The organism is Kocuria sp. UBA5001 (assembly GCF_002398425.1).
Lineage (GTDB): Bacteria > Actinomycetota > Actinomycetes > Actinomycetales > Micrococcaceae > Kocuria > Kocuria salsicia.
In genome coordinates, this window is record NZ_DGYR01000003.1 from 72,923 (window position 1) to 87,551 (window position 14,629).

At 70.1% G+C, this 14,629-nt stretch carries 13 protein-coding genes; 1 reads left to right on the top strand and 12 read right to left on the bottom strand.

Going from position 1 to position 14,629, the window contains the following annotated elements; translation table 11 throughout:
• Positions 1-18: 18 nt before the first annotated feature.
• The 12 genes from B3G12_RS02690 to B3G12_RS02745 all read right to left on the bottom strand — a co-directional run bounded on the left by B3G12_RS02690 (position 19) and on the right by B3G12_RS02745 (position 12,949).
• Positions 19-1,824 (bottom strand): peptidoglycan DD-metalloendopeptidase family protein, encoded by a 1,806-nt coding sequence (locus tag B3G12_RS02690; protein ID WP_290498956.1) that lies wholly within the window; start codon positions 1,822-1,824, stop codon positions 19-21.
• 168 nt (positions 1,825-1,992) lie between these two features.
• Positions 1,993-2,517, bottom strand: a complete 525-nt coding sequence (locus B3G12_RS02695; RefSeq protein WP_144943202.1) for a mycothiol transferase — start codon at positions 2,515-2,517, stop codon at positions 1,993-1,995.
• Positions 2,518-2,740: 223 nt separating this feature from the next.
• Positions 2,741-4,111, bottom strand: a complete 1,371-nt coding sequence (locus tag B3G12_RS02700) for an NAD-dependent succinate-semialdehyde dehydrogenase (protein ID WP_055084029.1) — start codon at positions 4,109-4,111, stop codon at positions 2,741-2,743.
• Positions 4,112-4,340: 229 nt separating this feature from the next.
• Positions 4,341-5,420, bottom strand: coding sequence for a HoxN/HupN/NixA family nickel/cobalt transporter (locus B3G12_RS02705; RefSeq protein ID WP_290498959.1), 1,080 nt, complete (start codon positions 5,418-5,420; stop codon positions 4,341-4,343).
• Between the two features lie 25 nt (positions 5,421-5,445).
• Complete coding sequence (locus B3G12_RS02710) at positions 5,446-6,321, bottom strand: urease accessory protein UreD (RefSeq protein ID WP_414672721.1); 876 nt, start codon at positions 6,319-6,321, stop codon at positions 5,446-5,448.
• A gap of 97 nt (positions 6,322-6,418) precedes the next feature.
• Entirely contained in the window at positions 6,419-7,030 is a 612-nt protein-coding gene (ureG, locus tag B3G12_RS02715) for an urease accessory protein UreG (RefSeq protein ID WP_055084033.1), read from the bottom strand.
• Between the two features lie 152 nt (positions 7,031-7,182).
• A complete protein-coding gene (locus tag B3G12_RS02720) occupies positions 7,183-7,887 on the bottom strand; it encodes an urease accessory protein UreF (RefSeq protein WP_145011711.1) in 705 nt (234 codons plus the stop codon).
• Positions 7,888-7,891: 4 nt separating this feature from the next.
• Positions 7,892-8,506, bottom strand: a complete 615-nt coding sequence (ureE, locus tag B3G12_RS02725; protein WP_290498962.1) for an urease accessory protein UreE — start codon at positions 8,504-8,506, stop codon at positions 7,892-7,894.
• 146 nt (positions 8,507-8,652) lie between these two features.
• A complete protein-coding gene (gene ureC / locus B3G12_RS02730; protein WP_290498964.1) occupies positions 8,653-10,368 on the bottom strand; it encodes an urease subunit alpha in 1,716 nt (571 codons plus the stop codon).
• A gap of 153 nt (positions 10,369-10,521) precedes the next feature.
• Positions 10,522-10,953, bottom strand: coding sequence for an urease subunit beta (locus B3G12_RS02735; protein ID WP_055084040.1), 432 nt, complete (start codon positions 10,951-10,953; stop codon positions 10,522-10,524).
• Between the two features lie 63 nt (positions 10,954-11,016).
• Positions 11,017-11,319 (bottom strand): urease subunit gamma, encoded by a 303-nt coding sequence (locus B3G12_RS02740; RefSeq protein ID WP_094393355.1) that lies wholly within the window; start codon positions 11,317-11,319, stop codon positions 11,017-11,019.
• A gap of 115 nt (positions 11,320-11,434) precedes the next feature.
• Complete coding sequence (locus B3G12_RS02745) at positions 11,435-12,949, bottom strand: MFS transporter (protein WP_290498966.1); 1,515 nt, start codon at positions 12,947-12,949, stop codon at positions 11,435-11,437.
• A gap of 158 nt (positions 12,950-13,107) precedes the next feature.
• Between B3G12_RS02745 and B3G12_RS02750 the strand changes: the two genes are divergently transcribed.
• The gene (locus tag B3G12_RS02750; protein ID WP_232300268.1) at positions 13,108-13,665 is read left to right on the top strand and encodes a TetR/AcrR family transcriptional regulator; all 558 of its coding nucleotides are present in this window, start codon (positions 13,108-13,110) and stop codon (positions 13,663-13,665) included.
• Positions 13,666-14,629 lie beyond the last annotated feature (964 nt).

Here is a 14,629-nt window from a genome sequence, read left to right on the forward strand (position 1 = left end):
GGCAGATTCGTGCGGGGGCTACTTCCCGGGCACCGCGGGCACGCCAGCGCCGGGGGCTGCACCCGCCTGGTACGGCTTCACCGCGGCGAGCAGCTGCTGAAGCACCTTCAGGTCGGTCGTGGCCGCTGCGGTGAGCTTCGGGTTCGTGGGCGTCTTGGAGGCCGCCGCGACCGAGAGCTGGGTCTTGTGCAGCTGAGCCGCGAAGTCCGGGCTCTGCTTGTCGAGGCCGAGTTCGATCAGCCGCGCATCGACCGCCGTCAGGTTCGAGTTCAGCACCGTCTGGGGCCCGAACTGCTCCGCCGGGGTCAGCACCATCTGCGACGTGAGCACCCACTGGGTGCGCTGCTGCAGCTGCTGCAGCGTGGTCAGCTCGGTGACGTTCGCGGTCAGCGGGTTGACCTCGCCCGTCGGCTGCCCGGTGACGCCCGGGGTGGGCACGGGATCCGTCGTGGGCTTCGGATCGGGCGTTTTGGTGGGCACCGGGGTCTTGGTGGGCGCAGGCGTCTGCGACGGCGCGGGTGTGGTGGTGGGTGCCGGGGTGACCGCAGGTTTGACGGTCTTGGTCGGAGCCGGGGTCGAGGTGGCCGCGGCAGTCGGCTTCGACGTCTCCCGGTGCTTGTTCCCGTCGGAGTCCCCGGTCCCCGTCGAGGGCGTCGTCGCCCCGGAACCGCCGCCGGGCGCAGTGGTCTTTCCCTTGCCCGTGGACTGTGTGCCCGTCTGCCCACCGGACGCGTTGATCTTCCCCTTCTCCGTCGTCTGCTTGCCCTGCTGCCCGCCGGACGTGGACGTGGTGTTCTTGCCGCTCTGGCCCTGCCCCTTGCCCGCGCCGCCGGTCTTCTGGTCGGCGGGCTTCTTGTTCCGCAGCGCGGTGACGCGCTCCTTGTCCGCGGCCGGCAGGCCAGCAGTGTCCGGGAGGGGGCCGAGGTCCGTGCCGGGCTTGGCGTTCGGATCGGTCTTGGGCTGGACGGAGTTCTCGTCCTGCGTGGAGTACGGGGCACGGGACGCCTTGATGATGCCCTCGTCGGTCTTCAAGTCGAAGGACTGGGCGTCCACCACCTTGCCGTCCACCCACGTCTCGAAGTGCAGGTGCGGACCGGTCACACGCAGGCCGGTCTGACCCACCTCACCCAGTTGCTCGGATGCTTTCAGGGAGTCGCCCACGCGCACCATGACCTTGCTCAGGTGGTTGTAGGTGGTCTTCATGCCGTTCGCGTGGGAGACCTCCACACGGTTGCCGCCCCACACGTCCCAGAAGACGGCGGTGACGGTGCCGTCCAGCGCGGCGACGACGGGGGTGCCCTCGGGCGCGGAGATGTCCGTGCCGTTGTGGAGCTCGTACTGGCCGGTGTCCGGGGCGGTGCGCCACCCGAACTCGCCGCCCTTGAGCACGATCACCGGCTGGGCCGGGGCGATCAGCGTGTTGACCGGGAGCTTGCCCTCGAACGTCGCGGGAGCGTGCGTGGAGGGCGCCAGAGACGAGACTCCGTTGACCCCGCCCGTGGAGCCGGTGGACGACGCCGGAGAGGATGCCGCCCCGCCCTCCGCGTTCGGGGCGGCGCTGCCCGCCACCGAGAACGACGCCGGGACAACCTTGGACTCGTCGATCGCGGCCTGGTCCGCCACGGAGGCGAACAGGGACGCGCGAACCGGCTGCGCGGCGGCGTCGTCCCCCGCGCCCCCGGGCTCACCGGAGGTTCCCACCTGCTGCGGCCCCTGCGCGTCGTGCGCCATGGCCGGCTGCCAGGGAGCCGTGGCGGTGCCGTTGCTCACGGCAACGCTCACGGCCACGAGCAGTGAGAAAGAGGTGAAGACGGTCAGCGCCATCGAGGGCTTCTTGACCGCAGAGGAACGTGCGCGTGAACGAGCCATAAGTGTGATCGAGTCTCCCGGGAGGAACCCCGGCGCTGTGAGCCCGCGGGCCGGTGGTCAGTGGCGCCAGTCTAGGCGAGGTCCAGGTCTATATGTAGTTGCATCTACAGATGACATCTCGTGTCAGTACTTACCGGACCAGTCCTCGTCCACGAGCCCGCGGACGTAGGCCGCCTGGCCCACATGCTCGGCGGCGTCGATCACGGTGGAGACAATGCGCATTCCCCGGGTCACGGGCGGATCCCACGACTCGTCGATCACCTCGTCCAGATCCTCCTGGGAGAGGCCACGCACGTACGTGGCCGTCCCGCAGCACACGGCCCGCAGGTAGCCGAGCAGCAGCCCGGGGTCCGAGACCCGCACCTTCGCCACGTCCTCGGGGGTGTCTCCGAAGCCGGAGTCCGCGCTGGAACGGTCCAGGTCGAAGGAGTTGTTCCAGCCCTCCGCCGTCCAGACCTGCTCCGAGCCGCACAGCTGCGCGACCTGCACGTCCTGCTGCCGAGCCGCGTGCCACACGAGCCACGCGATCGAGTTGTGGGTCTTCTCCGGCATCGTGTTCAGCACGGTCGAGGAGATCCCCTCCAGAGCCGCCTCCGCGGCGTCCACCGGGCGCCTCGCGGCATCGGCCATCAGGTCCTGGGCGCTCATGGTCCTCCGTTCCGCGCCGGGTCCCGGCGCCGTGTGTTCTACGTCGTGCGTCCTGCACCCCACTGTACGGTCGCGGCGCCGCGGGCGGGAGGGGTGCCGGAGATGAGAGGGCGCCGCGGGACCGCAGGACGCCGGGAGCGTAAGGGGCGACAACGCCGCATAGCAACGGCCGGCCCCGGACACACCGGGGCCGGCCGCAGGACCGTTCACTGAGAGTCGGGGGTCAGCCCGCCACGCGCACCAGCTTGGTGTTCGCGAACTCGCCGAAGCCCCAGCGGCCCAGCTCGCGGCCGTAGCCGGAGCGGCGCACGCCGCCGAAGGGCAGCCCGGCCTTGGTGGTGCCGTGCTCGTTGACGTAGGTCATGCCCACCTCGAGCTGGCGGGCGATCTCCTCGGCCTTCGCGACGTCGGAGCTCCACACGGAACCGGAGAGCCCGAAGGACGAGTCGTTGGCGAGCTCCACGGCCTCGTCCACGGAGTCGTAGGAGTAGACGACGGCCACGGGGCCGAAGATCTCCTCCTTGAAGGCGTCCATCTCGCGGGTCACGCCGGTGAGGACGGCCGGGGACATCCAGGCGCCGTCCTTGTCAAGGGCCTTGCCACCGGTGTGCAGAGTGGCGCCCTGTTCCACGGCGCGCTCCACCTGGGCCACGGCGTCGTCGCGACCCTGGACCGAGGACAGCGGGCCAACGTCGGTCCCGTCCTCGAGGGGGTTGCCCACCGTCATGGCCTCGACGGTCTCCACGACCACCTTCACGAACTCGTCGAACATGCCCGCGGGCACGAAGATCCGCTTGGGCGAGTTGCAGGCCTGGCCCGCGTTGCTCATGCGGGCGGTGGCCACGGTCTTCGCGGTCTTCGAGACGTCCACGTCGTCGAGCACGACCAGCGGGTCCGAGCCGCCCAGCTCGAGCACGCTCTTCTTGAGGTTCTGCGCGGCGGTGGTCGCCACGGCCTTGCCAGCACCCTCGCTGCCCGTGAGGGAGACGCCGCGAACGCGCGGGTCCGCCACGACGTCCGTGATCTGGTCCGTGCTCACGAACAGGTTGATGTAGGCGTCCTCGGGGATGCCCGCGGCGTGCAGGATCTCCTCGATGAGCTCCGCCGTGCGGGCACAGATGGACGCGTGCTTGAGCAGGATGGTGTTGCCCAGCATGAGGTTCGGGGCCGCGAAACGGGCCACCTGGTACTGCGGGAAGTTCCAGGGCATGACACCCATGAGCACACCCACGGGATCGGTGACGACCACGGACTTCGCGCTGTCGCCCACGTCCAGGGTCTCCTCCTGCAGCAGCGCGGGCCCGTGGTCCGCGTACCAGCGGTAGATCGAGGAGGACAGTGCCACCTCGCCCTGGGCCTGCGCGAACGGCTTGCCCATCTCGGTGCTGATCACGCGGGCCAGCTCGTCCCCGCGCTCCTGGAACGCGTCCGCCACAGCGGCCAGTGCCGCCGCGCGCTGTTCCGCGGGGGTCTTGCGCCACGAGGTGAATGCGGCGTCCGCGCGCTCGACGGCGCGGGCGACATCCGCGTCCGTGAGAGAGGTGAACTCCTGCTCGACGACGCCGGTGGCGGGGTTCTCTGTGCGGTAAGCCATGAGGTCTCCTTCTGTCGCGGATTCTCTTCGGGGGTCGTCGCGCGACCCCTTCACCGGTTCCAACACCGGCCCCCGGGGGAAAGATTCCCGGCGCGCGGGCCGCGCCCGGAGCAGCCGGACGACGCCGCCCCGTAGCGCTGGAAGGGTGCCCGTGCCCTCCGCGTGCGCGTACCTGGGGCTGCACGCGGCGGTGTCCCGCGCCTGACGCGGCGGGCGGGAGACGCCGGAACTACGTCGACGACGCCGTCCCGGGCTCCCGGCGCCCCACCCACCAGAAGCGCAGCCACACGAGCGCGAAGACGGCGATGAGCGCGAGCCCGGCCTGGCCGAGGTCGATCTCCGCGAGCGCCGTCGTCGCCGGGTCCTCCAGCCCCAGGAGGTCGTGAAAGAAGCCACCCAGGGTGATCGTGGCGACGAACAGCGCGGAGACCGCGGAGATCACGGTGACGGTGGCGTTGAAGCGGCGCCGGGTGCCCGCCTGCGTGAGGGCGTTGGAGTAGAGCTTCATCATGCCCAGCCCGTTGAGGGTGTCGCACAGGGTCATCGCGGCGGTGAAGGCCACGGGCAGACCCAGCAGCGCGAGTGCCGGCACTCCGGCCAGGGACGCGGAGACGGTGAGCAGCAGCAGGCCGATCGTGGTGGCGGTGTCGAACCCGAGGCCAAAGAGGAAGCCCAGCACAAAGATGTCCCGCGGGCGGCGCACCCGCTGCAGCGGCTTGCGCAGCAGGCGGGAGACGAGCCCCCAGCCGCCGTCATCCGCTGCGCCGTCGCCCCGCGCGCCCACGGCAGAGTGCTGGTGCGCGGTGGACCGGCCCCGGGCCAACCCCACCGAGATGCTCGCGTTGTAGAGCCCCAGCACCAGCAGGTACGCCCCGGAGACACCCGCGCCGATCAGCCCGAGCACGTGGTTGGCGGAGCTGCCGTCCTCGAACGCCCCGCTCACGAACTGCGCCCCCGCCACCACCATGGTCCCGGCGAGTGTCACGACCAGGGAGTGCCCCAGACTGAACGCGAAGCCCACGCTCGCCGGGTTCATGCCCTCGGAGACGAATTTGCGGGTGGTGTTGTCGATCGCGGAGATGTGGTCCCAGTCGTAGCTGTGCTTCATGCCCGCTGCGTACGCGGTGAGCACCACGCCCAGGGCCAGCGGCTGCGCACCGGGAGCGAGTGCCGTCGCCAGCAGCCCGAACGCGAGCAGGTGCAGGGCGGCCACCGCGGCGAGCGTGAACCCCACCCGCGCGCGCAGCGGCAGGGTGTGCCGGTCCGTGACATAGCGACGGTAGAACGTGGGGTGGGACGTGGTGGACACTGTTCTCCTCGGTGGGTGGTGCTGGTCAGTACTTGCGCAGCCGCAGCGGTGCCTGCCCGCGCCAGCGCTCGTGGAGCTCGTCCACCACGGCCCGGTGCAGCGCCGCGACGGCCTCCGTGGAGTCCGCGAGCGAGCGAACGCACACGCACCGCACACCGTACGGCTCCCCGGCGCCCGCGCGCGTGATCCCAGAGTGGGTGTCGGACGCATCCACGAGCTCGGTGAGGCGCTCGTAGAGGTCATCGTCCAGGCGCGCGTCCGCGAGCAGCAGCTGCCCCGTGTGGCTGCGGCCCTCCATGAACCCCACGCCGGTCAGGTCCCCGTGCGCGTCCGGGCGGATCCGCAGCTGGTCGACGACCAGGCGCCGCGGGCGGGCGGCGGGATCCGGCGGCAGCACCCGCACCTCGGTGCGCATCCGCAGCTCGTCGTACGCGAAGGACTCCCCGGACGGTGACCACCCGGGCGTGACGATCTCCGCCAGCACCAGGGATGCCGTGGGATCCATGTCCACACGCGTGCGCTGGATGTAGGACCCGCCGCGGTAGACGATCAGCTGGTCCGGCACGTAATCCAGCACGCTGCCGGGGCCCAGCCGCACGGTCATCTCCTGCGTGGCGGGGCCCTGCGGAGTGCGGTAGACCTTGGTCGCGGACTGGGTGGTCAGCGCCAGGGACGCGCCCCGCTCCACGACGACGTCCAGCAGGTAGGCGTCCGCCCCGAAGTACGCGCCCCCGGGATTGATCACCGTGTAGGTCACCTGCCCGGAGTGGTCCAGGTAGTTCGGACGCAGCACCCGCAGGGCGCCCTCGTGGAACTGCCGGGCCGCGTAGGACCGGCCGTCCCGCTCGGCGACGCCCAGCCGCAGCTGCCCCGTCCACTCGGTCTCGGCCAGGCTCCGTATCCGGGACGACCGCGCTCCCGCGCTCCCAGCCCCGTGCACCGGCGCGGACGGGGCACGCTGCCCGAGCGGCGTCGTCGTGCCCGGAGCCTCGGAGGGCTCAGGCAAGATCGAGCATCAGGACGTCGTTGCGGAGCCACTCCTGGACGCGCTCGAGCCCCTCGTCCGTCTTGAGGTTGGTGAACGCGAACGGCTTGTCCTTGCGGAAGACCTTGGAGTCCTCCTCCATCACGCCCAGGTCCGCACCCACGTGGGGGGCGAGGTCCGTCTTGTTGATGATGAACAGGTCAGACTTGATCATCCCCTGCCCGGCCTTGCGCGGGATCTTCTCCCCCTGCGCCACGTCGATCACGTAGATCGAGAAGTCCACGAGCTCCGGGCTGAACGTCGCGGAGAGGTTGTCCCCGCCGGACTCCACGAAGATCACCTGCAGGTCAGGGAATCGCTTCTTCAGCTGCTCGATCGCGGCCTCGTTCATGGAAGTGTCCTCGCGGATCGCTGTGTGCGGACAGCCACCGGTCTCCAGGCCGATGATCCGCTCCTCCGGAAGCACCGAGTTGCGCGCGAGGATCTTGGCGTCCTCGATCGTGTAGATGTCGTTGGTGATCGCGGCCATGGAGATCTCCTGGCTCATGGCTCGCGTGATGCGCTCCACGAGCTGCGTCTTGCCCGCTCCCACGGGGCCTCCCACACCGATGATGACGGGGTCCATGCTGTTCCTCCTGCTGCTCGTCGTGCTTCTGGTTCCCATGACGTGTCGTGCGTTCCGCCGGTTCATGCGGCCGTGCGGTTCGTGCGTTGCTGCCGGTCCCGGGTGAACTGGCCCGGGGCGCCCCTCCCGGCCGCGCGTCGTCGTCGTCGGCCTCAGCTCATGAAGAGCCTGGCCCGCTGCCGCTCGTGGTTCATCTGCGCGATCTCCAGCCCGGGGGCCACAGCGCCGAGCACCTCCTCGGCGATGCCCTGCGCCACGAGGTCCCGGGAGACGGCGACGGCGCGCCCCACCCAGTGCTGCGCGTCACGGATCACCGCCTGGCCGGTGTTCTGCCCCAGAGGGATGCCGCGCACCGCGTTCTGCGTCAGGGAGATCACCGTGGCGTACACGTGCGAGGCCACGGCCGTGTCCTCGGGAACGCCGAGCTCCCGGGCGAGCACGCCCCACACCGTGGCCTGGTGACCGTGCAGCCGCTCCTCCACAACCCCCTGCTCGTAGCGCTGAACCCACTCGCCAGGGTAGCTGCGGGCCCCGATGCTCAGCAGCCGCCCGCCCATGGTTATCCCGCCCTCGCGGATCTGCCGGGGCAGGGCCTGGACGGTCACGAGGTCGTCCAGATCCTCGACCCGCTCGAAGTCCTCGGCCGCGTAGACCAGCCGGACGGCGAGCGCGTCCGTGTGCGTGAGCTGCTGGTCCACGAACATCTCCAGCCACGCGGAGAACGACTCCCGGTCCTCCAGCTGCTCCGCGTGCATGTACGTCTCAAAGCCCAGCGAGTGGCTGAACGCCCCGGTGGGCAGCGCAGAGTCCGTGAGCTGCATCAGCCCCAGGACACCGCTCAGACTCGGCTCCACCACGGTCTCAGTGCGTGTGCTCGGCGTGGCGGAAGGGCACCGGCATGACCCGTTCCTGGCGGGAGTACGGGACACCGTGGTGCTCCAGGAAGTCCTGGACGGTGTGGTCGTACTGCACCACCATCACCTGCGCCCCGTACTCGCTGTCCTCGTCGAAGAACTGCGCCTGCAGGTGCCGGTTGCCCAGGCTGTGCGCCACGAACGCCATCTCCGTGATGGACCGCGCCCCGATCACCAGCACGTCCGTGGGCAGCACCTGGACCACGATGGCGTTGCCCCGCCCGGACCCCGCGTGGCTGTGGTGCCCGGCGGTGTCCGCGACGTCGGTGCCGTCCGCGGCGTCGTGGCCTCGCCCGTCCACGGCCGCGTACCCGTGGCCCTCCCCGGCGCCGACCTCCGCAACCTCCGTCGCATCCTCGACGGCGACGACGTCCCCGTCCTTCAGATCCGGTGCGCCGGTGGGCAGGCGGAGACCGATCTCGCGGTCGTGGTCGGTGCTCAGCCGCTGGATGCGCTTCACCAGCTCGGTGCTGGGCAGCACCACCTTCTCGACGTGTCTGCCGGCCACCAGCTCGCGGCCGCTCTCCTCATGGATGTTGCCCAGGATCTCGGTGACGATCACGGGTGCTCTCCCTTCGCTGTCGAATGTCGTGGTGCGGGGCTGCGTGGCCGAAGCCGCCGGCCGCGGTCGGAACGACCGCGAACGGGGCGGGCGTGCGGACCGGGCCGTGCGGCGTCGTCGTCGTCGTGACCGGAGCCGGTGTGGCGTCAGAACAGGAAGTAGCGCTGCGCCATGGGCAGCTCGTCCCGGGGCTCGCAGCTCACGGGAGTGCCCTCCACGCGCACCTCGTAGGTCTCCGGGTCCACGCGCAGCTGCGGGGTGTCGCCGTTGAACTTCATGTCCGCCTTGGTCAGGGTGCGGATGTCGCGGCACTCGCGCACCACCTTCTCCAGCCCGAGCGAGCGTGGCACGCCCGCCCGGATGGATGCCTGGGACATGAACGTGATGGACGAGCGCGCGGCGGCCTTGCCGTACGCCCCGAACGCCTTGCGGTACCAGCGGGGCTGCGGGGTGGGGATGGACGCGTTCGGATCGCCCATCACGCCGTGCACCATCTGCCCTCCCTTGATGACCAGGTCCGGCTTCACCCCGAAGAACTTGGGCTCCCACAGCACCAGGTCCGCGAACTTGCCCTCCTCCACGGAGCCCACCACGTGCGAGATGCCGTGGGCGATCGCCGGGTTGATCGTGTACTTGGAGATGAACCGCTTGATCCGGTGGTTGTCCGCGCCCGTGCCCTCGTCCTGCGGCAGGGGCCCGCGCTGACGCTTCATGGAGTCCGCGACCTGCCACGAGCGCAGCACCACCTCCCCCACACGACCCATGGCCTGTGAGTCCGAGGAGGTCATCGAGAAGATCCCCATGTCCTGCAGCACGTCCTCCGCCGCGATGGTCTCCTTGCGGATGCGCGAGTCCGCGAACGCCACGTCCTCGGGGATGTCCGGGTTGAGGTGGTGGCACACCATGAGCATGTCCAGGTGCTCCTCGATGGTGTTGCGCGTGTACGGCAGCGTGGGGTTCGTGGACGCCGGCAGGATGTTCGGGTCCTGCGCGAGCTCGATGATGTCCGGCGCGTGCCCACCGCCCGCGCCCTCCGTGTGGAACGTGTGGATCACGCGCCCCGCGATGGCCGCGCGGGTGTCCTCCACGAAACCCGCCTCGTTGAGGGTGTCCGTGTGGATGGCCACCTGGACGTCGTACTCGTCCGCCACCTGCAGGGACGTGTTGATGGACGACGGCGTGGCACCCCAGTCCTCGTGGACCTTCAGCCCGATCGCCCCGGCCCGGATCTGCTCCGCCATGGGCGAGATGGACGAGCCGTGGCCCTTGCCCAGGATCCCGAAGTTCATGGGGAACTCCTCGAACGAGCGCAGCATGTTGTGGATGTTCCACTCGCCCGGGGTGATCGTGGTGGCCTTGGAGGACTCGCTCGGTCCCGTGCCGCCTCCGATCATCGTGGTGATCCCCGAGACCAGCGCCGTCTCGATCTGGTCCGGGCTGATGAAGTGGATGTGGGAGTCGATCCCGCCCGCCGTGAGGATCTTGCCCTCACCGGCGATCACGTCCGTGGCCACGCCGATCACGATGTCCACACCGCTCATCACGTGGGGGTTGCCGGCTTTGCCGATCTTCAGGACGTGACCGTCGCGCACGGCCACGTCCGCCTTGTAGATCCCCGTCCAGTCGATCACCACCACGTTCGTGATCACCAGGTCCGGGATCCCGACGTCCCGCACGAGCTGCCCGTTCTGGCCCATCCCGTCCCGGACCACCTTGCCGCCACCGAACACGGCCTCCTCCCCGGGGGTCGTGAGGTCCCTCTCGATCCGTGCGAAGAGTTCGGTGTCCGCCAGGCGCACGGCGTCCCCGGTAGTGGGCCCGTACAGGCTCGCGTACTGCTCCCTGCTCATCTCAAAGCTCATGGTCGGCCTTCTCGTTCGGGGTGGGCGGGTGGTCTCGGGGTGCTGGTGGTCACAGCGCTCGCAGGTCCCTGCGGTTCCGCGGCGGTGGTCCCGCTGCGGTGCTGTCTGTCCGGCGGGCGCCCGTCCGGGCACGACGCCGCGCGGCGGCCCGGCTCAGCGGGTCTCGTTGGAGAAGCCCTTGCGTTCGCGCAGCGGCTGCGGTGCGTCCCCCGCCGCGGAACGGTGCCGGGCGGGGGTGACGGGGGCTGTGTCGTCGTCGAGGGACGCCGGCTCGTGGGCGTCCAGTGGGCCGTCCATCAGGTCCCGGAACCCGTAGACGATGCGGTCCCCGCCGAGCGGGATCAGCCGCACCGTGGTGGAGTCCCCCGGCTCGAGGCGCACCGCGGTGCCAGCGGGGATGTCCAGGCGGCGGCCCACGGCCCGGTTCCGGTCGAAATCCAGGGCCCGGTTGGCCTCGGCGAAGTGGAAGTGCGAACCCACCTGCACGGGGCGGTCCCCGCGGTTGAGGACTTCCAGTGTGATGGCCTCGCGGCCCTCGTTGCAGACCACGGGGGTCTCGGCCAGGACGTACTCACCGGGTGTCACGGGTGCTCCTCGCGGGGGTTGCGGTGGGTGGTGCGATCGGTGCGGCGCAGTGCACGGCGGGTCTCACCGGATGGGCTCGTGGACGGTCACGAGCTTGGTGCCGTCCGGGAACGTGGCCTCCACCTGGACGTCCGGGATCATCTCCGGGATGCCCTCCATGACGTCGTCACGGGTGAGAATGGTGCTGCCCCAGCTCATCAGGTCCGCCACGGTGCGGCCGTCGCGGGCGCCCTCGAGCAGCTCGTAGGTGATGATCGCGATGGCTTCCGGGTAGTTGAGCTTCAGCCCCCGCGCCTGACGCCTGCGCGCGAGGTCCGCGGCGACCACCACCAGAAGCTTCTCCTGGTCCTTGGGCTGCAGGTGCATGCGGGATCCCCTCCGGTCGGCCGGCTCGTGCGGTGCGCCGCTCGCGTCGAGGGCTGGCTACCCCGCGATACACGAGCGAGGTCAGCGTACCTCCACACCCGGGGCGCCCCCGGGATCAGACGGCCCGGCGCACCCTGTGGTCCGCCCGGAGGACCCGGAACAGGGCCAGCGCCACCCCTGCGACCAGAATCCCCCCGAACACCGAGGTCCACTGCATGCCCGCGGAGAAGGCGGCCACGGCGGCGTCGGCGACCGCGGATCCCAGCGGGGACTCGGCGGCCACGTCCAGGGCTCCGCCCAGCGTCTCGTGCGCGGCCTGCGCGCTGTCTGCACCCACGGCGGCGGGCAGGTCCAGGTGCGCCTGGTAGAACGCGGTGGTCAGGCCGCCCAGCACGGCGGTGCCGAGGACGGCCCCCACCTCGTACCCGGTCTCGGACACGGCCGACGCCGCACCCGCCTTGGACTCGGGGACGGATGAGACCACGAGGTCCGTGGACAGCGTCGTCGCCAGACCGGTGCCGGCGCTCATGACAGTGAACGCCACGAGGATCGGCGCGGAGGACTGCATCTGGTCCGTGAAGGCGACCACGAAGAAGCCCGCGGCCACGAGCAGCAGGCCCAGCACCACCGCGGAGCGCACCCCCACCACGCGCGCGATCCGCTCGGCGCCCAGGCCGGTGAGGATGGACAGCAGCAGGCCCGGGATCATGAGCAGCCCGGAGGTCATGGGGTCCATGCCGTTGACCAGCTGCAGGTACTGGGTGAAGAAGAACAGGAAGCCGAACAGCGCCACGTTGGAAACCATGTTCACGGACAGGCCCCCGGAGAAGCGGGCGCTGCGGAAGAAGCGCAGGTCCAGCATCGGGTAGTTCTTGACCACCTGGCGGCGCGCGAAGAGCAGCCCGCACAGTGCACCCACCGCGATGAACAGGACGCCGTGCAGAGGCGAGCCGCCGATGGCGAGGGACTTGATGCCGTAGACCACGGGGGCCATGGTGGCGACGGCCAGCACGATGGACGCCGGATCCACCGGTCCCGGGTTCGGGTCCCTGGACTCGGGCAGCAGCAGGGGCGCGGCAATCAGGAACGCCACCAGCGCCGGGACGGCCAGCAGGAACACGGAGCCCCACCAGAAGTGGTTGAGCAGGAACCCGCCCGCAATGGGCCCGAGCCCGGCACCCGCGCTGAACCCGGCGGTCCAGATGGCGATGGCCAGGCTGCGCTGGCGGTCGTCACGGAAGACCGTGCGCAGCAGGGACAGCGTGGTGGGCAGCAGCATGGACCCGAAGATCGCGGTGCCCACGCGTGCGGCCAGCAGGAACTCGGCGCTCGGGGCGAAGGCGGCGAGCAGCGAGACGGCTCCGAAGCCGGAGGAGCCGATGATGAGCATCTTCCGCCGCCCGATCCGGTCCCCCAGGCTGCCCATGGGGATCAGCAGCGCCGCAAGGATCAGGGGGTAGACGTCCACGATCCACAACAGCTGGGCCCCGGTGGGTCGCAGCCCCTGGGAGATCGCGGGCAGCGCGAAGCTCAGGGCCGTGTTGTTCACGGACACCAGAAGCACGGGGAGCATCAGAACAGCCAGTGCGCCCCACTCGCGGGCACCTGCCTTGCGCTGTTCCTCGACCATCACGGACACCTCGGGACCTCCTGGGATTCGGGTTGCGGCACGGGACGGCGGGAGCCGTACACCCTTGTACCGACCCCGCGGACGGGGCACCTCACCAGCCTTTACCGTCCAGACGGTACAGTTAACCTCGCACGGCCCGCAAGCATTCCCATCACACCGTGAGGTCCGCCACCGCCATGCCCCGCAAACCCGAAGCCCGCCAGAAGCTGCTCGCCGCGTTCGAGCACCTCGTTCTCACCGAGGGCGAGCGCGCCGCGACCCTCGACGCCGTGGCCGCCCAGGCCGGCGTCTCCAAGGGCGGGCTGCTCTACCACTTCCCACATCGCCAGGCGCTCGTGGACGCCGCGCTGGCCCGCTGCGAGGAGCTGGCCGCGGAGGACCTCTCCCGGCTCACTGCCTCCCCCAGGGGTGCCGCCCGCGAGTTCCTCGCCACGTCGGTCTACGAGGACAGCCCGCTGGACCGCAGCCTGGGCGTCGCGTTCCGCCTGGTCCAGGCCCGCGAGCCCGGCGCCCGGGAGACGTGCGCGCGCGTGGAGCGGCACTGGTACCACGCGGTGCTGGAGGACGTGGGGGATCCCGTGGTCGCCACCGCCGTCCAGGCCATGGGCGACGGCCTCTACCAGCAGGCGTCCATGGGCCTGCTGCCGGAGAGCAGCGCGGAGAAGCGGCAGATCCTGGAGCGCCTCCTGGAGTCGCTGGAGCGCCTTGCCCCCTAGGGCACGTCCCGCCCGACGCACCGGTAGTCGCGCTGAGGACGACGCCGCCGCACCACCACTCCCCCGCACACGAGGAAGGGGCCTTGACGCCCGCACGCGACCACGCCCCTGGTTCACCGGTCCCCCGGCCACGTGACGGGCCGGAGGACCGGGCAGGGTGATGCCTTAGATAATCCCGGTGCGCACCTTCGTGAGGAAGGGTGGGGTGGGGAGCGTCTAAGCCATCTTGAACACGTGCGGATCAGCCCGGTCGGTCGATCGGTCGCATCGGTTGACCACCTCATGGGTGGTTGAAGAAGGCCCACGGCATTACTCGTGGACAGTGGCGGCATGTGCGCACAGCTCCGGTACTCGCCTCGTGGCAGGGCTGCTGTCCACGAGCGGCACTGTAGGGCTTGGCACTCCTTCGCTGCCCAGGTCTTGCGATCCCTGGTGACGGCCCCCGGCTGTGCGCTCGGCAAGAGAAACCGGCTCTGACCCGGGGAGCACCGCGTGTGAGGCGGCTGGTGATGTTGATGCGTGGCCGCGTCTCAGGCCACCCCCAGGTCTTCCATCGCTGGGCGCTCCATTGCACCTGTTGGCGCAGGCGCTAGAATGGACTCAGTTGTTCGTTCCAGAACCCAGGATAGGGCACCGTTGGCGCGGTGCCCTTCCGCATGTCTAGGGCGTGTCGCTAGGCACGGCTCGGTTGCAGGTCATGCGCTTGGGTCCAGGATGAATCCGCCTCCCATACGCTTCGAGGCCCGCCGGGTGCATGCTTTGCTCACCGTCTCAAGACATCCCACGGAAATGACCAACTCAAGCGCAACGCTCCCCTGACGGATGGTGCTTCCTAGGGATCCTGCCTGATCACAGGTAGCGTCTAGACATGCCCAAAGAGGCTCTTCACAATTCGGGGTGTAGGTGTGGTCTGAATCCGCCGGCTTCGAGGAGTGCGCTGGCGATGTAGTTGGTGAGGTTGCGG